This window comes from Amycolatopsis sp. CB00013, assembly GCF_001905755.1.
Lineage (GTDB): Bacteria > Actinomycetota > Actinomycetes > Mycobacteriales > Pseudonocardiaceae > Amycolatopsis > Amycolatopsis japonica.
On record NZ_LIWC01000002.1, the window covers coordinates 325139 to 346033 of the forward strand.

Annotated in this window: 24 protein-coding genes and 1 tRNA gene; 8 read left to right on the forward strand and 17 right to left on the reverse strand. The window is 69.4% G+C overall.

The features are described 5' to 3' along the window. Positions 1-49 precede the first annotated feature (49 nt). The 8 genes from AMK34_RS11475 to AMK34_RS43725 all read right to left on the reverse strand — a co-directional run bounded on the left by AMK34_RS11475 (position 50) and on the right by AMK34_RS43725 (position 6799). Positions 50-1099, reverse strand: coding sequence for a sensor histidine kinase (locus AMK34_RS11475; protein WP_037340497.1), 1050 nt, complete (start codon positions 1097-1099; stop codon positions 50-52). Further along, the gene (locus tag AMK34_RS11480) at positions 1096-1794 is read right to left on the reverse strand and encodes a response regulator transcription factor (protein ID WP_037340495.1); all 699 of its coding nucleotides are present in this window, start codon (positions 1792-1794) and stop codon (positions 1096-1098) included. The genes AMK34_RS11475 and AMK34_RS11480 overlap by 4 nt, the downstream gene beginning before the upstream one ends. Positions 1795-1804: 10 nt before the next feature. After that, positions 1805-3145 carry a hypothetical protein gene (locus AMK34_RS11485; protein ID WP_073846256.1) on the reverse strand — a complete coding sequence of 447 codons (1341 nt, stop codon included), beginning with the start codon at positions 3143-3145 and terminating at the stop codon, positions 1805-1807. A gap of 76 nt (positions 3146-3221) precedes the next feature. Then, positions 3222-3824, reverse strand: a complete 603-nt coding sequence (locus AMK34_RS11490) for a cupredoxin domain-containing protein (RefSeq protein ID WP_073845118.1) — start codon at positions 3822-3824, stop codon at positions 3222-3224. Next, complete coding sequence (locus AMK34_RS11495) at positions 3821-4279, reverse strand: hypothetical protein (RefSeq protein WP_073845120.1); 459 nt, start codon at positions 4277-4279, stop codon at positions 3821-3823. Before AMK34_RS11495 ends, AMK34_RS11490 begins: the two co-directional genes overlap by 4 nt. Positions 4280-4352: 73 nt before the next feature. Then, positions 4353-5306: a cupredoxin domain-containing protein gene (locus tag AMK34_RS11500; protein ID WP_073845122.1), complete on the reverse strand. Its 954-nt coding sequence runs from the start codon at positions 5304-5306 to the stop codon at positions 4353-4355. 26 nt (positions 5307-5332) lie between these two features. Further along, entirely contained in the window at positions 5333-6235 is a 903-nt protein-coding gene (locus AMK34_RS11505) for a copper resistance D family protein (RefSeq protein WP_073845124.1), read from the reverse strand. 3 nt (positions 6236-6238) lie between these two features. Further along, a complete protein-coding gene (locus AMK34_RS43725; protein ID WP_073845126.1) occupies positions 6239-6799 on the reverse strand; it encodes a hypothetical protein in 561 nt (186 codons plus the stop codon). A 373-nt stretch (positions 6800-7172) separates the two neighbouring features. Here AMK34_RS43725 and AMK34_RS11515 point away from each other — a divergent pair, with 373 nt between their 5' ends. From AMK34_RS11515 to AMK34_RS11540, 6 genes are all read left to right on the forward strand, one after another. After that, the gene (locus AMK34_RS11515) at positions 7173-7664 is read left to right on the forward strand and encodes a copper resistance CopC family protein (protein WP_241832802.1); all 492 of its coding nucleotides are present in this window, start codon (positions 7173-7175) and stop codon (positions 7662-7664) included. A 145-nt stretch (positions 7665-7809) separates the two neighbouring features. Then, entirely contained in the window at positions 7810-8466 is a 657-nt protein-coding gene (locus AMK34_RS11520) for a glycosyltransferase family 2 protein (protein WP_073845130.1), read from the forward strand. Continuing rightward, positions 8463-9107 (forward strand): TIGR04282 family arsenosugar biosynthesis glycosyltransferase, encoded by a 645-nt coding sequence (locus AMK34_RS11525; protein WP_073845132.1) that lies wholly within the window; start codon positions 8463-8465, stop codon positions 9105-9107. The genes AMK34_RS11520 and AMK34_RS11525 overlap by 4 nt, the downstream gene beginning before the upstream one ends. Further along, positions 9104-9712, forward strand: coding sequence for a class I SAM-dependent methyltransferase (locus AMK34_RS11530; RefSeq protein WP_073845134.1), 609 nt, complete (start codon positions 9104-9106; stop codon positions 9710-9712). Before AMK34_RS11525 ends, AMK34_RS11530 begins: the two co-directional genes overlap by 4 nt. Continuing rightward, the gene (locus tag AMK34_RS11535) at positions 9709-10776 is read left to right on the forward strand and encodes a molybdopterin-dependent oxidoreductase (RefSeq protein ID WP_073845136.1); all 1068 of its coding nucleotides are present in this window, start codon (positions 9709-9711) and stop codon (positions 10774-10776) included. The genes AMK34_RS11530 and AMK34_RS11535 overlap by 4 nt, the downstream gene beginning before the upstream one ends. Continuing rightward, on the forward strand, positions 10773-11186 hold the full coding sequence (locus AMK34_RS11540) for a hypothetical protein (RefSeq protein WP_073845138.1): 414 nt from the start codon (positions 10773-10775) through the stop codon (positions 11184-11186). The genes AMK34_RS11535 and AMK34_RS11540 overlap by 4 nt, the downstream gene beginning before the upstream one ends. 338 nt (positions 11187-11524) lie before the next feature. Here AMK34_RS11540 and AMK34_RS11545 read toward each other — a convergent pair whose 3' ends face one another. The 3 genes from AMK34_RS11545 to AMK34_RS11555 form a co-directional block, all read right to left on the reverse strand. Beyond that, on the reverse strand, positions 11525-12943 hold the full coding sequence (locus AMK34_RS11545; protein ID WP_073845140.1) for a S1C family serine protease: 1419 nt from the start codon (positions 12941-12943) through the stop codon (positions 11525-11527). Between the two features lie 72 nt (positions 12944-13015). After that, positions 13016-14098 (reverse strand): galactose-1-phosphate uridylyltransferase, encoded by a 1083-nt coding sequence (gene galT / locus AMK34_RS11550; protein ID WP_073845141.1) that lies wholly within the window; start codon positions 14096-14098, stop codon positions 13016-13018. Further along, the gene (locus AMK34_RS11555) at positions 14095-14895 is read right to left on the reverse strand and encodes a DeoR/GlpR family DNA-binding transcription regulator (protein ID WP_038508117.1); all 801 of its coding nucleotides are present in this window, start codon (positions 14893-14895) and stop codon (positions 14095-14097) included. Before AMK34_RS11555 ends, galT begins: the two co-directional genes overlap by 4 nt. A gap of 92 nt (positions 14896-14987) precedes the next feature. Here AMK34_RS11555 and AMK34_RS11560 point away from each other — a divergent pair, with 92 nt between their 5' ends. Further along, positions 14988-15371 (forward strand): VOC family protein, encoded by a 384-nt coding sequence (locus tag AMK34_RS11560; protein WP_038508115.1) that lies wholly within the window; start codon positions 14988-14990, stop codon positions 15369-15371. On the opposite strand, the gene lspA is transcribed toward AMK34_RS11560, so the two are convergent. The 6 genes from lspA to AMK34_RS11590 all read right to left on the reverse strand — a co-directional run bounded on the left by lspA (position 15349) and on the right by AMK34_RS11590 (position 19805). Beyond that, the gene (gene lspA, locus AMK34_RS11565; protein WP_038508113.1) at positions 15349-15867 is read right to left on the reverse strand and encodes a signal peptidase II; all 519 of its coding nucleotides are present in this window, start codon (positions 15865-15867) and stop codon (positions 15349-15351) included. The two genes, AMK34_RS11560 and lspA, sit on opposite strands and share 23 nt — an antisense overlap. Continuing rightward, positions 15845-16339 carry a carboxymuconolactone decarboxylase family protein gene (locus AMK34_RS11570; protein WP_073845143.1) on the reverse strand — a complete coding sequence of 165 codons (495 nt, stop codon included), beginning with the start codon at positions 16337-16339 and terminating at the stop codon, positions 15845-15847. The genes lspA and AMK34_RS11570 overlap by 23 nt, the downstream gene beginning before the upstream one ends. Next, the gene (locus AMK34_RS11575) at positions 16339-17763 is read right to left on the reverse strand and encodes a HAMP domain-containing sensor histidine kinase (RefSeq protein ID WP_073845145.1); all 1425 of its coding nucleotides are present in this window, start codon (positions 17761-17763) and stop codon (positions 16339-16341) included. The genes AMK34_RS11570 and AMK34_RS11575 overlap by 1 nt, the downstream gene beginning before the upstream one ends. Continuing rightward, positions 17760-18452 (reverse strand): response regulator transcription factor, encoded by a 693-nt coding sequence (locus tag AMK34_RS11580; protein WP_037340466.1) that lies wholly within the window; start codon positions 18450-18452, stop codon positions 17760-17762. Before AMK34_RS11580 ends, AMK34_RS11575 begins: the two co-directional genes overlap by 4 nt. Before the next feature lie 85 nt (positions 18453-18537). Next, the gene (locus AMK34_RS11585; protein ID WP_037340464.1) at positions 18538-19152 is read right to left on the reverse strand and encodes a trimeric intracellular cation channel family protein; all 615 of its coding nucleotides are present in this window, start codon (positions 19150-19152) and stop codon (positions 18538-18540) included. Beyond that, positions 19152-19805 (reverse strand): response regulator, encoded by a 654-nt coding sequence (locus AMK34_RS11590; protein ID WP_005155565.1) that lies wholly within the window; start codon positions 19803-19805, stop codon positions 19152-19154. The genes AMK34_RS11585 and AMK34_RS11590 overlap by 1 nt, the downstream gene beginning before the upstream one ends. Before the next feature lie 360 nt (positions 19806-20165). Here AMK34_RS11590 and AMK34_RS11595 point away from each other — a divergent pair. Further along, a tRNA-Arg gene (locus AMK34_RS11595) sits at positions 20166-20238 on the forward strand. The last annotated feature ends 657 nt before the right edge of the window (positions 20239-20895 follow it).

A 20895-nucleotide genomic window follows, 5' to 3' on the forward strand; every position in this document is an offset into this window, starting at 1 on the left:
CAACGATCGCCGTCCGCGCTGACACCGCGGTGACATGCCGCTGACACGGTCAGGGCATGGCGAGCGGAAGCCGGACCTCGAACCGGCAGCCGGGTCCGTGGTTCTGGACGCCGATCCGGCCGCGATGGGCTTCCACCAGGCCTTTCGCGATCGCGAGACCGAGTCCGCCGCCGCTCGCCAGCCCACCGCGTTCGGGTGTCCGCGCCCGCGTCCCTCGGAAGGCGACGTCGAAGACCCGGCCGATCTCGTCGTCGGGGATCCCGCCGCAGCCGTCGGAAACCGCGAGCAGCGCCTCGCCGCCTTCGATGCCGATCTGGACGGCGACCGTCCCGTCCGGCGGGGTGTGCCGCACGGCGTTGGACACCAGGTTGCGCACGATCCGCGCCAGTTCCGGGTCGCTGCCGGAAACGACCGGCCACACGTTGGCGTACTCGATCATCCGTACGCGTTTCTGGTCGGCGAGCGGCGCCTGCGCGGCGACGGCGTCGCTCACGACGTCGCGCAGCGGCACCGCGGCCATGGTCAGCTGCAGCGCGCCCGCGGTGATCCGCGAAAGCTCGAACAGGTCGCCGACCATGCCGGACAGCCGCGTGGTCTCCCCGCTGATCCGCCGCGCGTAGCCGGTGACCTCGATCGGGTCGGCGACGACGCCGTCCGCGACGGCCTCGGCCATCGCCTGGATGCCGGCCAGCGGGCTCCGCAGGTCGTGGCTGATCCACGCGACCAGTTCGCGCCGCGACGCCTCGGCCGCACGCTCTCGTTCCCGTGCCTCCCGTTCCCACACACTGCGGCGCGCGATCGCGCGGCCGAGCACGAGCGCCGCCGGCACGGTCACGAGCGCGACCAGCAGGCAGACCAGGGTCATCGTGGTCAGCGCCGGGGTGAACATGAACCCGCTGATCCCGAGCACCGCGATCAGCGTCGCGAGCACCGGGATCAGCACCAGGATCGTCATCGTGCTGGCCAGCGAACCGTGCCGGAGCAGGTACAGGGCCAGCCCGCCGAGCAGCACCACCGGCAACGCGAACATCAGCGCGAACGGCAGGATGTGCCAGGCGTGCGCCAGCATCTCGCCGAGCGACTCCCCGGAGCCGATCATCGCCGCACCGGGTCGTACCGGTAGCCGACGCCCCACACGGTGGCGACGCGGACGGGTTTCGCCGGATTCTTCTCGATCTTTTCCCGCAGCCGTCTGACGTGGACGGTCACGGTGGACTGGTCGCCGAAGTCCCAGCCCCAGACCTTCTCCAGCAGATCGGCGCGGGAGAACGCCACCCCGGGATGGGTGAGGAAGAACGCGAGCAGATCGAATTCCCGGCTCGTCAGGGGAAGTTCGACGCCGCCGAGGGCCGCCTGCCGGGCCGACATCTGCAACGCCAGGTCGCCGTCAGTGATCACGCGGGCGGCAGGTTCGGGGCGCGGCATCCGCGCCCGCCGCAGCACCGACGCCACCCGCAACGCGAGTTCCTTGGGGCTGAACGGTTTCGTGACGTAGTCGTCGGCGCCGAGCTGGAGTCCGGCGATGCGGTTCTCCTCCTCGCCGAGCGCGGTCAGCATCACGACCGGCACCTGGCTCACCTGCCGCAGGCGGCGGCACACCTCGAGTCCGTTGAGCCCGGGCATCATGACGTCGAGGACCACCAGGTCCGGCCCGGTCGTGGAGAACAGCCGCAGCCCTTCGGTGCCGTCCCCGGCGACGTCGACCTCGAAGCCCGCGACCTCCAGGTACCGCCGGACGACGTCCCGCACGGTCTCGTCGTCGTCGACGACGAGCACCCGGCCCTGTTCTGTCATGCCATCCACCTCACCAGCTCGTCAGCACCAGATGGTTCACCACCAGCGCCGTGGCCGCCGACGCGGCGAGCCACCACCGCCGCCCCTTCGACGGCAGCAGCGCCACCGCGGGCAGCAGCCACACCTCGAACGGTAGCCAGATGCGTTCGACCTCCGCCTTCGACAGGCCGGACAGGTCGGCGAAAGCGATGGTCAGCGCCGCGGCCAGCACGATCAGCGTGACCGGCTCGCGGAACGAGCGTTTCGGCCCGGCCAGGAAGTCCGCGCCCGCTCGTCGTGTCCCGGCGATCACGGCGGGACCGATCGCGATCAGCACCGCCGCGATATCCGCCCACACCCAGTAGGAATACGGGCGCAGCGTCGCGATCCCCTGGTAGTAGCGCTCCACCACCAGGTGATAGCCGTCGAGCCACCAGAAACCCGTCAGCGCGAACGCCAAGACGACCACGGCAACGCCCGCCGTGGCGACGAGCAGGATCCGCCACTCGCGGGTGAGCACGACGACGGCCAGCACGAGCACGCCCAGCAGCACGAGACCGTACGAAAGAAAGAGCCCGAACCCGAGCAGCAGACCGCCGGGAAGCGCGAGGATCCGCCGTCGCTTGGCCAGCGCCAGCAGCGCGATCCCGGTCGCCGTGACCCCCGCGAAGAGCCCGTCCGCCGACACCCCGATCCAGATCGCACCCGGAGTGAGCACCGCGAACGGCAGGACCGTCCTCGCGGCGTCCTCCCGGCCCAGCGCGGCAAGCGTCACCGGCACCGCGACCACGGCCAGGCAACCGACGAGCACGACGACCGTCGAAGCCCACGCGCCGCCCTGCAGGCCGAGCCGGTCGAGCCAGACGAAGACCAGCGTCGCGCCCGGCGGATGCCCGGAAACGTGCGTCGTCCACGAGTCCGGCTGGAAGTCGAGGATGCGCGAGGAGAACTCGTTCAGCATCGCCGGGATGTCGGTGATGCCAGGGACCTCGTGCAGGTACTCGTGTTCCGTGGTGAGCCTGCCGGTGAAACCGCGCGCCCAGCCGTCGATCATCGCCAGCGAGAACGTCCACACCAACGCGGTCACGTAGCCGAGCCCGAGCAGCGGACGCCACCGCAGCCGCGCGGCGAGCGAGGGGCCTTTGGTGACGACGAGGAGCGCGAGCACCACGGCCGCGACCGAACCCGGCCCCACATGCGGCAGCCACAAGCCGAACAGCGGCGGCGCGAACGCGTAGATCACCACGCCGGAACCGGGACGGTTGTAGTGGAGGCCGACGCCGATCGCGGCGGCGACCACGAGCATCGCCAGCCCCACGGCGATCAGATCGGCCCGGCGACCGGTACGGGAAGGGGCGGTGACAGTGGACATCACCGGCACCGTAACCGCGTTCCCGGCGCGAAACGACGCGTCGGCGCCGTCCGTCAGAACTCGGTAAGACCTTCCCTCACCCGCCCGGTCGCGACCCGACCAGGAGCAGGCACAGCACCGCCACCGCGGTGACGACCCCGGCGACCAGGAGCATCGGGTCGAGTGACGGGCCGGTGGCCGCCGCCTCCTGGGTGACCGGGGCAGCGGGCGCCGGCGTCTCACTCACGGGCGCCGCGCTGCTGCTCGTCGGAGGCGAGCTCGACGACGGAGCCGAAGACGCCGTCGGCCGGGCCGTGGTCTGTTTCGAAGGTGTGGGAGACGGCTGCTTCGTCGGCGTTTCCGCGGCGAGGACGGTGACCGTCGCGCGCATGTCCGGATGCACCGAACAGTAGTAGGAATACGTACCCGGTTTGGTGAAGGTGTAGCTCCAGCTCTGCCCCGCCGAGAGCTGCGGACTGCGGAATGCGACCGGGGCGCTCGTCGTGACGACGTCGTGGGGCGCCTGATCGTGCTGCATCCAGGTGACGGTGTCCCCGGCCCGCACGGTGAGCGCCGCCGGGCCGTACGCGTAGTCCTGCATCATCACCTGCTGCGTGGCCGCGTCCACCGGTGGTGCCAGGCAGAGGGCTTGCAGGATGAGGAAGGCCGCCGTCAGGACGAGGCCGGCGAGCCGCTTCATCGGACGAACTCGATGGCGATCTCGACGTGGACGCGGCGGACGTACCACGGCGCGCGGCGCGGCCGGGGAAGGATTCCTTTGGCCCACAAGACGATCCCTTCTTCGTCGACCGGACGCAGCTCGCCGGACAGCACGAGCGGGCGGTCGCCGATCCATCCGTCGATCCACACGCGCCGTCCCTCCACGACGAACTCGCCGGAGGTGAACGTCAGCACGCGGGCGTCGTGCCGGATCAAGTACTTCAACGGCCATGGATAGGTGCGTAGCGAAGGGACGTCCAGTTCGACGAAGAGCGCGGGATCCTCCGAGACGTCCAGATATCCCGCGGTCGCGGTGAACCTGGCGCGTGCCAAGGGGAAACGCAGGAATCTGAGCGACGGCTCGACGACGCAACGGTCCGGACGAAGCGTGCGGCCGGTCTCGGCCGGGGCGGGCAGGAGTTCGGTGTCGGACATCGCTCGTCTCCGTACTCGGGAACGTGGATACTGGCGAAGGGCCCGGCCGGCCGCTTACCGGCCGGGCCCCCGGCTAGCAGCTCGCCTGGTTCAGCAACGGCGTGAGCACGGTTTCGAGCCACACCGTATGGGTCTTGATGTACTGGTCGAGGTTCAGCAGATCGGCGACCTGCTGACCGGGTGACGTCTCCAGATGCGCGGATTTGAGATGCGCGACGATCGGTGCGAGCGTGTCGGCGACGACCTTGTCGGCCGATCCGTCCAGCACCGGGGCGAGGACGGTTTCCAGCCACACCGTATGGGTCTTGATGTACTGGTCGAGATTCAGGATGTCCTGGACCTGCTGCCCCGGCGAGGTCTGCAGGTGCGCCGCCTTGACGTGGTCGATGATCGGCTGCAGCACCCCCTTCGGGACACAGGACCCGCCGCCGGGGGTGGTGGACGGCATCGAGTGCGTCGGGCTCGAAGTCGGCTTCGAGGTCGGCGGGGCACTCGTCGGCGACGACGTCGGCGGAGTACCCGAACCCTCCACCTTGACCGACGCCTTCATGTCCGGGTGCACCGAGCAGTAGTAGGAGTAGTCCCCGGCCTTGGTGAAGGTGTGACTGAAGGTCTGTCCCTGTTGCAGCGTGGGCGAAGTGAACTTCTCCGGGCCGTCGGTGATGACGACGTTGTGGGGCGCGGTGTCGTGGTTGGTCCAGGTCACCGTGTCGCCGACGGCGACGGAAAGGCTCGCGGGGCTGTACTTGTACCCCATGATCTCGACGGTCTTGGCCGACGCGGTCGCCGCCTTCTCCTTGGCGAGGCCCTGGTACAGCGGAACCGCCAGCGGCCCCTGCTTCGACAGCGCGGCCAGGTCGACGTCGGCGCTCTTGGCGGTGTCCGCCTGCTGCCCGCCGCGCAGGGTGGCGAGGCTGAACAGCGCGACACCCAGGGCGAGGATCGCCACCGCCACCGGCCAGATGCGCCGGGCGGGCACCGGCGGCGGCGCTTCGGCCGTGGGGTTCCCGGTCTCCTGGTTGTCCATTGAGGACACTCCTTTCGGTTGGACGGTCACCGGCCGGGACTGGCCGTGACGAGAAGGCTCGCCGCGACGAGGACCACGATGACGAGCGCGGTCTCGGCGGCGACGGAATGGACGAAGGGGCGGACGGTGGCGGCGTCCCCGCGCAGGACCACCGCGAAATCCAGGCGCCGGGCGACCCAGCTCTTGCTGCCCTGTGCGAGCACGAGGACGACCGCGAGGACGAGCAACTTGATCACGAGCGTGCGCCCGTAGTCCGTTGTGGACAGTCGATCCCAGCCGCCGACCGTCTGCCACGCCAGCACGACACCCGCCACGATGACGGCGAGGACGGAGACCATGGCCAGCCGGGAATAACGCGGCACGACGGCGGCGAGGTCGCCGGGGTCACGCCGGGACAGCACGCCGAACAACAGGACGGCCAGTCCCCCGATCCAGGCGCAGATCCCGGCCAGATGCACGAGATCCGCGACCTGGGTGAGCAACGGTCGCCCGCTTTCGACCGCGTGCCCGGTCAAGCCCGTCGTGCGCAGAAGCCCGAGTGTCACCACGCCCGCGCCGACCCGCCACGCGGTCGACGTCGCCGCGTTCCGGCCGCGCTGCATCAAGTCGGCGAGGACGACACCCGCCAGCAGCCACAGCAGTGCCTTCGCGAACCAGACGCGTCCGAACTGGGTGTCGAGCACCTGCCCGAGCAGGTCCCAGTCGAACAGATCCACGGCCGGCCGTTGCGCCGCCCACGCGCCCTGCAGGCCGAGACCGGCGACGGTACCGGCGAAACCGAGCAGCCAACCGGTTCCGACGACCTTGCGGGCGCGGCCCTGCCCCGCGCCGTCCGGCCACAGGAACGCGAGGAAGAACAGGCCACCCGTGAACAGGGTCATGCCGAAGTAGTCCACGCACCGGGCGAGTACGTACCAGGTCTTGACCATGGCTCACCGAACCGGAACGGGAACGGTTTCGAGGACGACCGTGCCGTCGGCCGCGCGGCAGTACCCGAGCAGCGTCGCGCCGAGCCCGTCCGCTCCCGTCACACCGAGGCCTCCGGTGACGCCGCCGAGCAGCGGAAGCGCGGCGACCGTGTCCAGAACCTGTTGCACCGCACCGGGTTGACATACCGGAAGCTCCTCCGGTGGCGGCGGCGGTGTGGTCGGCGGCTCCGGATGCGGATGCGTCGGCGGCACGGGTTCCGGCGGCGGCGCCGAAGGGCCGGCGTCGACACCGCCACCGGGCCCGGGCGGCGCCACCGGGGCGGGGGCGTCGGTGACCAGAACCGCCGGCAGGGAAGGAATGGGCGCGGGAGGCGGCGGTTTCCCGTCCGGCACCGGCGACGGGCCGGACGGCGCGGGCTGGGCGATCACCGGCGGCGGGTTTTCCGCCGCCGTCCCGGGTTTCAGCCCGAGACCCGACGCGTATCCGACCACGATCACGACCGCGCCGGTGAGGCTCGCCGCGATCAGCTGGTCCCGGCGCGGGACGATAGCTCGCAAAGCCACGAATAGTCCTCTCCTACGAAGGAGAAATGGGGAACGGCTCGATGGGCGAGAAGAAAACCAGCTGCCGCGTTACCTGGCATGATCGTCACATGAAGCCCAGGTAAAGGAACCCGGCCCGATGACTCCGTCCGGCTGTGAATTCCTCCGCCGAATGCCCGGCCCGTGCGGCCGAACGAGTGAAGCCTGTCCGATTTCGAGTGCTTCTTCGTCAGAAGCGGTGAGTTTTCGTTAACACGGTTGTCGCACGAACCCTCTCCACCGCAACGCGTCCGACCATTCCGTCGCCCACCATGGGCGTCCACTCCCGGTCCACCGACGCGATTGCGAGGACCCGACCATGCCGCTTTTCCCGTCATCGGGGAGAAATACCGTGATGGCCGCTTCGGTGCTGTTCATGGCGCTCGCCGGCGCCCAACCCGCGATGGCGCACAGCGTGCTCGTTTCGAGTGATCCGGCGAAAGACGCCTCGCTCGCTTCCGCGCCCGCCGCCGTCACCTTGGTGTTCAACGAACCGCTCGACCGCGGCTTCACCGAATTGGCCGTTCTCGGTCCGGACGGCACGTCGCATTGGGAAGGCGGACCGCCTGTGGTCACCGGAGAGAAGCTCACCGCACCCCTTCGAGCGCTGGGCTCCGCCGGCGTCTACACGGTGAAGTACCGCGTGGTTTCCGCCGACGGGCACCCCGTGTCGGGTTCCGTCCCGTTCACGCTCACCACGGCGGGTCTGGGGACGGCCGCCGCCCCGAAGGTGCGGACCGAGACCGCGGTGGCGGACGACTCCGTGCCCGTGTGGCCGTGGATCGCCGGGGCCGCGCTGGTCGCGCTCGCCGGGGCGTTCGTGGCGAGGCGGATCGCGAAACCGTGACGGCCGGGCACCTTAGCCCCGTCCCGGCCGCCCGGCGGGCCGGGCGCGGGATCCGTCAGAACTCGGTAAGAATTTCGCCGACGTCATGATTCGGTAAGCACGGCAAGGGTTCTCGTCCGTCTATCCCGGACTTAACGTGCTTTGCGTGAACGATGACCAGGTTGACGTCGTGCTCCCCTGTCTCGACGAGGCCGGTGCCCTGCCCGGCGTACTGGCGGCGTTGCCCGAGCGGTATCGGGCGATCGTGGTCGACAACGGCTCCACGGACGGTTCCGCCGAGATCGCGGCCGGGCTCGGGGCGAAGGTCGTCCACGAACCCCGGCGCGGCTACGGGGCCGCTGTGCACACCGGGTTGGAAGCGGCGACGGCGGACGTCGTCTGCTTCGCCGATGCCGACGGTTCTCTCGATCTCGCCGAACTGCCGATGCTCGTCCACGGCCTCGCGGACGCGGATCTGGCGGTCGGGCGACGGGTGCCGACCGGGCCGGGAGTCTGGCCGTGGCACGCCAGAGCCGGAAACGCGCTGATCTCGTCGCTGTTGCGGCACAAGGGATTGCCCGTCCGGGACATCGCGCCGCTGCGGGCGGTCCGACGGCAGGCGCTGCTCGATCTCAGCGTCACCGATCGCGCCTTCGGCTATCCGCTCGAACTGCTGATCAAGGCGAAGCGCGCGGGTTGGCGGGTCACCGAATTCGACGTGTCCTACGGCGAACGCGCCAAGGGCACGAAGTCGAAGGTCTCCGGCTCACTCCGGGGAACCTTGCGCGCCACGCGGGATTTCGGGCGGGTGCTGAGCCGATGACCTTCTGCCTGTTGATCGTCGCCAAGGCACCCGTGCCCGGTTTCGCGAAGACGCGGCTGTGCCCGCCCGCGACACCGGAACAGGCTGCCGAGATCGCGGCCGCCTCACTGCTCGACACCCTCGATGCCGCCCTTCGGACCCCGGACGCACGCGTGGTCGTCGCCATGACCGGCGACCTCGGCAAGGCTGCCCGCGGCATGGAAATCGCCACAGCACTCCGAAAAGCCGGCGTGATCCCCCAACGCGGGCAAGGTTTCGACATGCGTCTTGTCAACGCGCACACGGACGCCCCTCGCCCCGGGGAGCCGGTCCTGCAGATCGGCATGGACACGCCTCAGGTCACTCCGGCACTCCTGGCGGCAGCGGCGAACAGGTCCGAAGATTCCGTCCTCGGGCCTGCCGAAGACGGTGGCTGGTGGGCACTGGGACTCAAGCATCCGTTACACGCCAAGGCGCTCGCCGGGGTCCCGATGTCGCGTGACGACACCGGACGGCAGACCCTGCGCGCACTGGCGGACGTGGGGCTGCACCCCGGGCAGCTACCCACACTGTCCGATGTGGACACGATCGCGGACGCACGACGTGTCGCCGAGGTGGCACCGCACGGCCGGTTCGCCCGAGCGGTGGCCGAAGTCCGGTGACCGCCTTCGACCGCGGTCTGCTCGGCCACCGCTGCTGGCTGGAACTGGCGACCGGTGAACGCGTCGACCTGCCGGTGGACCGCTGGACGGCCATCCCCTGCGAAGGCGACGAAGTCCTCCTCGACGCCTGTGACGGCCCGACGCTCGACGTCGGCTGCGGGCCCGGCAGGCTCACCGCCGCGCTGTCCGAACGCGGCGTCGCCTCGCTCGGGGTCGACATCTCCGCCACCGCCGTGCGGCTCACGCACGACCGGGGCGCCGCCGCGCTCCACCGCGACGTCTTCGACCGGCTCCCCGGCGAAGGACGTTGGCGGCATGTCCTGCTCGCGGACGGGAACATCGGCATCGGCGGCGATCCGCACCGCCTCCTGACGCGGATGGCGGAACTGATCACCACCGGCGGGACGGTGCTCGTCGAACTCGACCCGCCCGGCCGCGGCCTCCGCCAGGACCGGGTCCGCCTGCGCCCCGACGACGGCGCCTGGTTCACCTGGGCGTGGGTCGGGGTCGAAGCGATCGCGGACCTCGCCGCCCGTACCGCGTTCCGCGTCGCCTGGTCCACCAGCCACGGCCACCGCTGGTTCGCCTGTCTGGAGAAAGCATGAACACGCCTTCGGAGCGCGTGACGTCCCGGATCGGGCTCGCCCTCGCCGTCACGTTCACCCTGTGCTTCGTCACCGGCCTCATCAGTCATCTCATCCAGCATCCGCCGTCGTGGTTCGGCTGGCCGAGCCGTCCGGTCTGGCTGTACCGGGTCACACAGGGCACGCACGTGATCTCCGGGATCGCGTCGATTCCCTTGCTGCTGGCCAAACTCTGGAGTGTCTACCCGAAACTCTTCGAACGCCCGGTGATCCGTTCGCTGCCGCACGCGCTCGAACGTCTGTCGATCCTCGTGCTCTCCGCGGCCGCGTTCTTCGAACTCGTCACCGGCCTGTTCAACGTCGCGCAGAACTATCCGTGGAACTTCTACTTCCCGCAGCTGCACTACGCGGTCGCGTGGGTGGCGATCGGCTCGATCCTGGTGCACATCGCCGTGAAACTTCCCATCGTCCGCCGCTCGCTCACGACGAAGCCCGAACCCTCGCGGCGCGCCTTCCTCCGCACGACCTGGCTGGCCGCCGGTGTCGCGGTCGTGGCGACCGCCGGAGCGACGGTTCCTTTGCTGCGCACCGTTTCCGGGCTGTCGTGGCGGAGCGGCAAAGGTCCGCAGGGGTTGCCGGTGAACCGGACCGCCGCGGCGGCCGGCGTCCTGGACGCGGCCAAGGACCCGAACTGGCGGCTCTCGGTGGTGACCCCGAGCGGCACGAAAACCTATTCGCTGGAGGAACTCCGCGCCCTGCCGAGGACTTCGGCCGAACTGCCGATCGCGTGCGTCGAGGGCTGGAGCGAGTCCGCCCACTGGAGCGGTGTCTCGCTGCCGGACTTGTTGCGGCACGCCGGAAGTACGCCGGGCAGGCCGGTCCGCGTGTTCTCGCTGGAGAAGGCGGGGCCGTACGGGATCAGCGATCTCCCCGGCGAGCACACCGCGGACGAACTCACCCTGCTGGCGCTGGAACTCAACGGCGAGGTGCTCGACGCCGACCACGGCTTCCCGTGCCGGATCATCGCCCCGAACCGGCCCGGTGTCCTGCAGACGAAATGGGTCACCCGCTTGGAGACGCTGTGAAGACGTTGCGGTTGCTGCTGTTCCTGCCCGGCCTCGCCGCGCTCGCGTGGGGCGCGGTGCTGTTCTCCGAGTACGCGTTCCCGCTGCGCCCGGACGTCTTCGGGACGCTCGGCTGGCTCGCCGGCGGTCCTCTGGTCCACGATCTGCTGATCGCGCCGCTGGTCGGCGCCGTGGGTTTCGCGCTGAGCAGGTTCCTCCCGGACCGCTGGAAGACACCGGTCAAGACGGGCGCGGTGCTCACAGGTGTCCTGACGCTGCTCGCGTTCCCGTTGCTGTGGCGGCCTTTCGGCGGCGCTCGGAACCCGGGCCTGCACGACGCCGACACCGTCACGGGCCTGCTCGTCACCCTGGCGGTCGTCTGGCTCGGCGTGCTCGTGGCCGTGTTCTTCAGGCGGAAGGCGCGTTATTGAGGGGTAGGGCAAATGTGGCGTGGTCACGCCTCTGCGTCGGAACCCTGCCGTCACCCTTGCCTGCCTGAAGTACGTGAAGGACCCCTTCCTTGCGTCTAGCGCAAGGAAGGGGTCCTTCACGTACTTGGGGAAGGTGTGAAGGTCGAGTTTCCTCGGTGAGCCGAGGGAAGGGGGCCTTCACGGACACGTCACCCGACACGACATGTTTGCCCTACCCCTCAATAAAAGGGGCCACGCGCGACCGGGATTGGCAGCCGGTCGCACGTGGCCTCCGAGGTCCGGCCCGCTGGGGGTTCGAGCCGGAGTTGGTCTCGGCCGCGCACTGCGGCCGAGCGTCTTCAGTTCGGCGTGACGGGCTGGCCGCCGAGGGTCACCTCGATGACCTTGTCACCGCTGAGGGTGAACTTCACCTTGTCGTTCGGCGCCCTGGTGCGGATCTCGGCGACGAGCGCGTCGGCGTTGGGGATCGACCGGTCGTCCAGCTTCGTCACGACGTCGCCGGATTTGAGGCCCGCCTTCTCCGCCGGGCTGCCCGGCGTGATCTCGCCGAGCTGCGCGCCACCGGTCGGCGCCGTCTGCACTCGCGCGCCGATGAAGGTCTGCGTGGCCTGGCCGGTGTTGATGATGTCGTCGGCCGTGCGGCGCGCCTGGTCGATCGGGATCGCGAAACCGATGCCGACGTTGCCGCCGCTCTCGCCGCCCTGGCCCTGCGCGGACTTCGGGCTGTAGATCGCCGAGTTGATGCCGATGACCTGGCCGGCCATGTTCGCGAGCGGGCCGCCCGAGTTGCCGGGGTTGATCGCCGCGTCGGTCTGCACCGCCGACATGACCGTGGTCTGGTCGCCGTTGCCACCGGCGCTCACCGGCCGGTTCAGCGCGCTGACGATGCCCGACGTGACCGTGCCCGTCAGCTCGAACGGCGAACCGATCGCGACCACCGGCTGCCCGACCCGCAGATCGTCGGACCGGCCGAGCTCCACCGGGGTCAGGCCGCTGACGCCGCTGACCTTCACCACGGCGATATCCGTCGTGGGGTCGCGGCCGACGACGGTCGCCGTGCCCTTCTTGCCGTCCTGGAACACCGCCTGGATCTGCCCGCCACCGGCGGCGACCTCGACGACATGGTTGTTGGTCAGCACGTAACCGTCGGTGCTGAGCACGAAGCCGGAGCCCTCGCCCGCCCCCGAGCGGCCGGAGACCTGCAGCTCGACCACGCTCGGCGACAGCTTCTGCGCCACGGACTCGACCGAACCGGCGGGTAGGTTGCCCGTCTGCTGGGCGGGCTTCGGCGCGTCGAGCGCGTTCACCGCGGAGCCTCCGGACCCGTCACCGGTCAGGTAGCCGACCGTGCCGCCCGCGACGCCGCCGACGACGAGCGCGATCGCCGCGACACCGGCGAGCAGCTTGCCCGAGGTGGACTTCTGCGCCTGGCGCTGCTGCGGGACTGCGTAGACCGACGGACCCGGCTGGGTGAACGGCGTCTGCTGGCCGGGGATCTGGTGACCCTGGGTGTACTGGCCCTGGGCCTGGTGTTCCTGGGTCTGAGTCTGCTGGGCCTGGGCTTGAGGCGACCACGGGTTGTACTGCTGCTGCTCCGCGGGGTAGGCCTGCTGCGCTCCGGTGTGCGGAGTGGCATGGCCGCCGAGGCCGGTCGCGTCGGGCTGCTGCGGCGCGGGCTGAGCCGCCCAGTTCGCGCTCTGCTCCGCGTCCGGCCGATCGCCGGCGGGCCGCGCCTTCTCGGCGTCGTTCTCGGTCATGTCTTCACCTTGCGGGATGGTCCTGAGAAGTTCCTGAGCCAAAGCTGTGCATCGCACATGAGTATGGCCCTGTCAGCGGGTGGCGCGCAGCCTGTCCGCGATCTGCTCGGGGGTGGCGTCGTTGATCCACACGGCCATCCCGGACTCCGAACCCGCCAGGTACTTCAGCTTGTCCTTCGCCCGCAGGACCGAGAAGACCTCCAGGTACAGCCAGCCGAATTCGCGGTCGCGTTTGGCGGGCGCCTGGTTCCAGGCCGCGATGTAGGGCAGCGGCCGGTCGTAGAGCCCGTCGCAGCGGCGGAGGACTTCGAGGTAGACGTCGGCGAAGTCGTCACGCTCGGCGTCGGAAAGCGCGGGGATGTCGGGCACCTGGCGATGCGGCACGATCTGAACCTGCACGGGCCAGCGCGCGGCGGGCGGCACGAACGCCGTCCAGTGCGCACCCGCGACCACGACCCGTTCCCCGGACGCCCGCTCGGCGGCCAGGACGTCCCCCATCACCGGACGGCCGTGCTCCGCCTCGTAGGCGCGGGCGACCTCCAGCAGGCGCTCGGTCTTCGGCGTGACGAACGGGTAACCGTAGATCTGACCGTGCGGATGGTGCAGGGTCACGCCGATCTCTTCGCCGCGGTTCTCGAACGGGAAGACCTGCTCGACACCGTCCATCGCGGACAGTTCGGCGGTGCGGTCGGCCCAGGCGTCGACGACCGCGCGGACCTGTTTCGCCGTCAGCCCGGCGAAAGAACCGTCGTGGTCGCTGGTGAAGCAGACGACCTCGCACCGGCCGACACCCGGCGCGACCGGCACCAGCCCCGCTCCATCCACTGTGGACGAATCACCGAGGACGTTGCGGGCGAAGGAAGGGAACCGGTTCTCGAACACCGCGACGTCGTAGTCCGGCTCCGGGATCTCACTGGGTTTCCCGGGTTTGGTGGGGCACAACGGGCACAGGTCGGCGGGCGGCTTGTAGGTGCGTGTCTGCCGGTGCGCGGCCATCGCGACCCATTCGCCGGTCAGCGGGTCACGCCGGATCTCCGACGCGGCGGCGACCTGGGGCAGGTCACGCGTGTCCTCGGCGGTGCGTTCGGGCGCGCCCGGTGCGTCGAAATAGATGATCTCCCGGCCGTCGGCCAGGTGCCTAACCGTGCGCTTCACGCTTCTTCAGCCTCAGCCGTCTCCGCCGTTTCGGCGATCATCAGCTCACCCGCCTGCTCGATGAGCGTTTCCCTTGCGTTGTCGGACAAACCGTCGTCCGAGACGACGACGTCGGCCTCTTCGAGCCCGGCGATGGTGGAGATCCCGACGATGCCCCATTTGGTGTGGTCGGCCAGCACGACCAGCTTGCGACCCGCCTCGACCAGCGCGCGGTCGGTCTCGGACTCGGTGAGGTTCGGCGTGGTGAACCCGGGGCCGTCGGCCATCCCGTGGACGCCGAGGAAGACGACGTCCAGGTGCAGCGACCGCAGGCTCTGCACGGCGACCGGCCCGACCAGCGCGTCCGACGGGGTGCGGACGCCGCCGGTGAGGACGACCGTGCGGTCCGGCTGGTTCGCGCCGCGCAGCACGTCGGCGACCTGGATGGAGTTCGTGACGATCGTCAGGCCGGGGACCTCGTCGAGTGCCCTGGCCAGCGTCCAAGTGGTGGTGCCGGCGGAGATGCCGATCGCGGTGCCCGGCCGGACCAGCCCGGCGGCGAGCGCGGCGATGGCCTCCTTCTGCGCGCGCTGGCGCACGGATTTGGCCTCGAAACCGGGTTCGTCGGTGCTCTTGCCGACAATGGAGGTGGCGCCGCCGTAGACCTTTTCGACCAGGCCCCGGCTCGCGAGCACGTCGAGGTCGCGGCGCACCGTCATATCGGAAACGCCGAGCCTCACGACGAGATCGCTGACCCGGACCGCCCCGGTCCGGCGCGCCTCCTCGAGGATCACCGCCTGTCGTTGCCGCGCGAGCAAGACGCCTCCGATAGCTACACTGGATCAATTACACAAAATCCTACACGATCAAACATGGCGCGACGAGCCGAGCCGCCTGCCACCATGAGGCCATGGCCAGGCTTCGCGACGTCGTCTTCGACTGCCGGCATCCCGCTTCACTCGCCCGCTTCTGGGCGGCCGCGCTCGACGGCTACGAAGTCGCACCCTATGCCGAAGAGGAGCTTGATCGCCTTCGTTCACTGGGGTTTTCCGGTCCCGAAGAGGATCCTTCGGTCCTGGTCGAAGCGGCATCGGGACCGCGGCTCTTCTTCAACCTGGTGCCGGAATCGAAGGTCGTCAAGAACCGCGTGCATCTGGACCTGACCGGAGACGACATCGAACGACTCGTCGCGTTGGGCGCGCGCGTACTCGCGCACCCCGAAGACGGACTGGTCGTGCTCGCGGATCCTGAAGGGAACGAGTTCTGCCTCGTTACTCCTCCGCCGTCTCCTTGACGCCTTCGATCGGGACGCCGCGGAAGCTCAGCACGAAAAGCGAGACCGCGCCGAAGAACAGCGCGATATCCGCGACGTTCCCGACGAACCAGCCGTTGTAGTCGATGAAGTCGACGACGTGACCGCGCGCGAAGCCGGGCTCGCGGAACAGGCGGTCTCCCAGATGGGTCGTCGCGCCGCCGAGCAGCAGCCCGAGCGAGATCGCCCAGCCCGTCGAACGGACCTTGCGGGAGATCCACAGCAGCGCGACCACCGCGGCCGCGGCCAGGATCGCGAAGATCCAGGTGGAGTTCGCGCCCAGCGAGAACGCCGCGCCCGGGTTGTAGAGCAGCCGGAACCGGATGAAGTCGCCGATCACCGGGATCGGCGCGTGGTCGGTGAGGGCGTCGACGGCCCACCATTTGGTCAGCTGGTCCGCGGCCAGCAGCACCGCGGCCACCAGCAGTGTCCACAGCAGACGGCGGGGCGGCAGCTCAGGCTCGTTCTCGGTGCTCATCACCCGTCAGCGTAATGGCGAGCGCGTTGAGCGCGGCGGGGAAGCCCACGTAGACGGCGAGATGGAGGATCGTCTCGACGGCCTCCCGGAGCTCCCCCGCATCCTTCGCTTCCTGGAGGACGTCGGCCAGTTCCGGCGCCACGCCGCCCTTCGCCGTGTACACCGCGATCCGTTTGAGCCGCCTGGTCGTTTCGTCGTCCTGCGCCAGGTCACCGCCGACGTTCGCCACGGCGTCGCGGTGGAACCGAAGCTGCGCCTCCGCGTATCCCAAGGTCTCCAGCGCCGCGACGGTGATCACTTGCCGCTGTGCCGGCGAAAGCCCCGGCCGCTGGTAGACGCCGCCGTAGACGAAGGCGACCGCCTCCCTGCCGTAGTCCGTCGCCCCGACGGCGTCGAACAGCTCCAGTACCGCGGGGTTCTCGACGCCGCCGAGAAGCCGGAGCAGTTCGAGGCCCTTGTCGTAGTCACCCATCAGGCCGGGGCTCCCGGGAGCCGCAAGGTCATCAGCGCGCCGCCGGTGGACGCGCGGCCCGCGTAGACGTCGCCGCCGTGCCGCTGCGCCGCGTGCTGGACGATCGCGAGGCCGAGCCCGGAACCGGGGAGCGTCCGCGCCTCCGACGAGCGGTAGAAGCGGTCGAACACCTTCGGCAGGTCCTCGTCGGCGATCCCCGGCCCGGAGTCCTCGACTTCGAGTACCGCCGTGCCGTCGCCGACCGGGTACAGCCGGACCCCGACGGTCGACCCTTCCGGCGAGAACTTCACCGCGTTGTCCAGCAGGTTCAGCACCGCGCGTTCCAGCGCGCTGGTGTCGCCGGTCAGCACCCACGGCTGGAGCGAGACGTCGAACTCGATCTCGCCCGCGCGGCGGCGTGCCCGGTCCAGCGCGCGCTCGACGACGTCGACCATCTCGACCCGCTCGTGCTCGATCCGCGGCTCGTCCTGGCGTGCGAGTTCGACGAGGTCGCCGATCAGCTGGGTCAGCTCGTCGAGCTGGCCGCGGATGTCGGCCTCGATGTCGCTGCGGTCCTCGTCGGACAGCGTCCGCGCGCCCGGCCTGCTCGCGGAAAGGAGCAGCTCCAGGTTCGTGCGCAACGACGTCAGCGGTGTGCGCAGCTCGTGGCCGGCGTCGGCGACGAGTTGCCGTTGGCGTTCCTGCGATTCGGCGACCGTGCCCAGCATCGTGTTGAAACTCTGGGTGAGGCGGGCGAGTTCGTCGTCGCCGCTGACCGGGATCGGCCGCAGGTCGCCCGTGGTGGCGACGCGTTCCGCCGCCGACGTGAGTCTGTCGACCGGCCTCAGCCCCGCTCTCGCGACGGCCGTTCCCGCGGCCGCGGCGACCAGGATCCCTGCGCCGCCGATCAGGAACAGGACCACGGAAAGCTCGTTCAGGGTGCGTTTGGTCGGGCCGAGCGACTGGGCGAGCACCATCGCCTGGCCGGCGCCCTGCGGGAGGGCGACGACCCGGCTGTCGGTCTTCGGGTCGGTGCGCAGGGAGAACGCCTTGTCCCCGGAGGCGACGGCGATCTCGTCGTCGCCGTACGGCGGGCGGCTGCCGGACTGCGGATAGGTCAGCCGGATCTTCTGCCCCACCGTCAGCTGGCCGATCTGCAGGTCCGCGCTGGCCAGGAAGGCGCCGGGGACCTGCTGCAGTTCGGTCTGCACCTGCGGCGAATCGACCGCGGCCTGCGCGCGGGCGAGGAGGTTGTCGTCCACCTGCTGGTAGAGGTTGTCGGCCACGACGAGATACGCGCCAAGGGACACCAGCGCCACCGCGCCCGCCACCGAAGCGGCCGCGAGCAGCGTCACCCGGCCGCGGAGCGAGAAGCGCCGCGTGCCCCAGCGGTCGCCGCGCGGATCCTTTTCGGACACGTCGACGACCGGGACCGGCTCGGTCACGGCGGGGTTTCCCTCAGGACGTAGCCCACTCCCCGCACCGTGTGGATCAGCCTCGGTTCGTTCCCAGCCTCGGTCTTTCGGCGCAAATAGCCGACGTAGACCTCCAGCGCGTTGCCCGACGTCGGGAAGTCGTATCCCCATACTTCCTCCAGGATCCGGCTGCGGGTCAGCACGTGCTTCGGGTAGGAGAGGAACAGCTCCAGCAGGGCGAATTCGGTCCTGGTGAGACTGATCTCCCGCCCGGCGCGGCGCACCTCGCGCGTCCCCGGGTCCAAGGTGAGGTCCGCGAACGAGAGGACCTCGGCGTTCTGACCGGCCTGCGGATCCGGGATCGCCCGGCGCAGAAGCGCGCGAAGGCGCGCGAGCAGCTCTTCGAGCGCGAAGGGCTTCGGCAGATAGTCGTCGGCCCCGGCATCGAGACCGGACACTCGGTCGGAAACGGTGTCCCGCGCGGTCAGCACGAGAATCGGCAGGTCGTCACCGGTGCTTCGCAGGCGTCGGGCGACCTCCAGGCCGTCGAGCCGCGGCATCATCACGTCGAGGACCATCGCGTCCGGTCTGTTGGCGATGATCGCTTCCAGGGCCTGCGCGCCGTCCCCGGCCAGTTCCACCTGGTACCCGTTGAACTCAAGGGATCGCCTGAGTGATTCACGGACGGCCCTGTCGTCGTCCACTACGAGGATGCGCATGGCGACAGTCTTACGCAGAGTGCTGAGACTCGCCTAAGAACACACACAGAACCAACAAAGGAAATCCGGCAGTCCAGAAGACGTTTCAGCCGGTCTCGGGCCCTTTTGCAACAGGTGCGTTCCATCTCCGCCACAAAGCGAGCATCCGGACCCCCACGACGGCGGCGGCTGCTACCACCGTCACCGGCCCCGGCGGCAGTCGCAGAGCGTGACCGATCACGACGAGCACGGCCCCCGCGAGCGCCGCGACCGCGTAGATCTCCTTCCGCAGCACGAGCGGGATTTCCCGCAACAGGAGATCACGCACCGCACCGCCGCCGATACCCGTCGTCATGCCGATCAGGCACGCCGCGTAGGGGGTGGCGCCCGCGTTCAACGCGATGGTGGTCCCCGCCGTCGCGAACACCCCGAGCCCGAGCGCGTCGGCGAGGAGAACGGCACGCCGCAGCTTCGCGATCTGCGGATGGAAGACGAACACGATCAGCGCCGTCCCGCCGCAGACCGCGAGATAAGGCCAGGTCCGCAGCGTGGTGGGCGGCGTGATCCCGAGCAGGACGTCACGGATGACCCCGCCGCCGAGCGCGGTCGTCAACCCGACGACCACGACTCCGAAGACGTCCAACCTGGACCGCACCGCCGCGAGCGCCCCCGAAGCGGCGAACGCGATCAAGCCGAGGAACTCGAGGGCGGTGAGGATCATTACTGGTCGAGCAGGCCACCGCGGTAGGCCAGCAGCGCGGCCTGCACCCGGTTCGCCGCGCCGATCTTGGACAGGACGGCCGAGACGTAACCCTTGACCGTGGCCTCGGACAGATGCAGGCGGCCGCCGATCTCGGCGTTGGACAGCCCCTGCCCGATCAGCCCGACGACCTCACGCTCCCGCTCGGACAACGACGCGAGCAGCTTGCGCGCCGGCTGCGCGGCCCGCTGCTCGTCCCGATGCGACTGCACCATGCGCGCCGCGACCCCAGGGTCGAGCACCGCGCCACCCCTCGCGAGGTCGCGGACGGCCCTGAGCAGCGCCGCCGGGTCGATGTCCTTCAGAAGGAAGCCGTTCGCCCCGAGCCTGAGCGCGAGACTGACGTAGTCGTCGATGTCGAACGTGGTCAACATGGCCACGGTCGGCGGATCCGGCAGGGCCAAAATCGCCCTCAGCGCGCGGATGCCGTCGTCAGGCGCCCGCATCTTGATGTCGAGCAGCGCGACGTCGGGGTGGTACCTCCGGGCGACCTCGACCGCTGATCTCCCGTCGCTCGCCTCGCCCACGATCTCGATATCGGCAGCGCCCGACATCATGGCACGCAGGCCCGAACGGACCAGTTCCTCGTCGTCGGCGAACATGAGCTTGATCAACGAAGCCCTCCGGCAGCCGGGGGAGCGGCGTCTCGCGTCCCGTTAACGAAGATTACCTACTGTTGTTCAGGGTTTCGAAACCAGACACGTACGAGTGACCCGCGCGGGTCATCTGTGTCGATCTAGCGCTCGATTCAGACCCTGTTTTGCCTGGATCGAGTGTCGCTGCTCCTGGGCGGATCCGCAGGTCGAGTGTCACTGGACGGCCACTGTCGCTGTCCGGCCTCCGATCTTGGGGCACCTGGCGCGCAACCGCCGTTCGGGGCATTCGGGGCCGGCCGCTTGGTCCGCCCGGGTGTGACTTGCGACCTCGCGCTCGGGCGGCTCGCGTCACCCGGTAGGCTGCGCCTGGCAGTACATGCCCTCGTAGCTCAGGGGATAGAGCACCGCTCTCCTAAAGCGGGTGTCGCAGGTTCGAATCCTGCCGGGGGCACATCTCACCGAACGGAGAGGCGATCGGGGAACTTGCGCCACGCCGCCCCATCTTTAGCCTCGTCCGTGGGCAACTCAATACTCGGCGTGCGATGAGCGCCACGCGACCTCATCGCTGGCATGCTGCGTTCCACAACCACTCAGATCACCGTGCCACGAAACCGAGCCGCCTCGTTGCCGAAATTGATCACGGGCGATCCCTATGCAGCCGCTCAGCATCACACCCTTCGTCGACGGACAAACCCGTACGGGACTTGTTTGTGGCGAGCGCCGGCCCCGCGCAGTCGACCATGACAAAGGCAGGCCATGGGGACGCCAGGCGCCGCAAGAAGATGTCCACTCCCGACAAGTACAAGTCTCCGAGATGACCGATGGAGAGCACATGTCGCGTTCACGTGTAGTCATTAGCATCCCGATGGCCTTTCAAGGGGCACCACGCCGCGCCAAGAATCGCCAAACGACACCCAACGACCGGCAGGGTTGACCAACGATGCTCGGTAGTTGGCGGCCAGTGCCGGCAGTGACTCAGGTCGATTATAGCCACCCAGCAGCCACTTCCGTGATCCATAAGAGCGATGTCGCAGGCTCAAATCTGGACGGGAAGCGCAAGACTAATATCCCGAGCATCAAGCGACCCCAATCGACAAGAGGGAAAGAA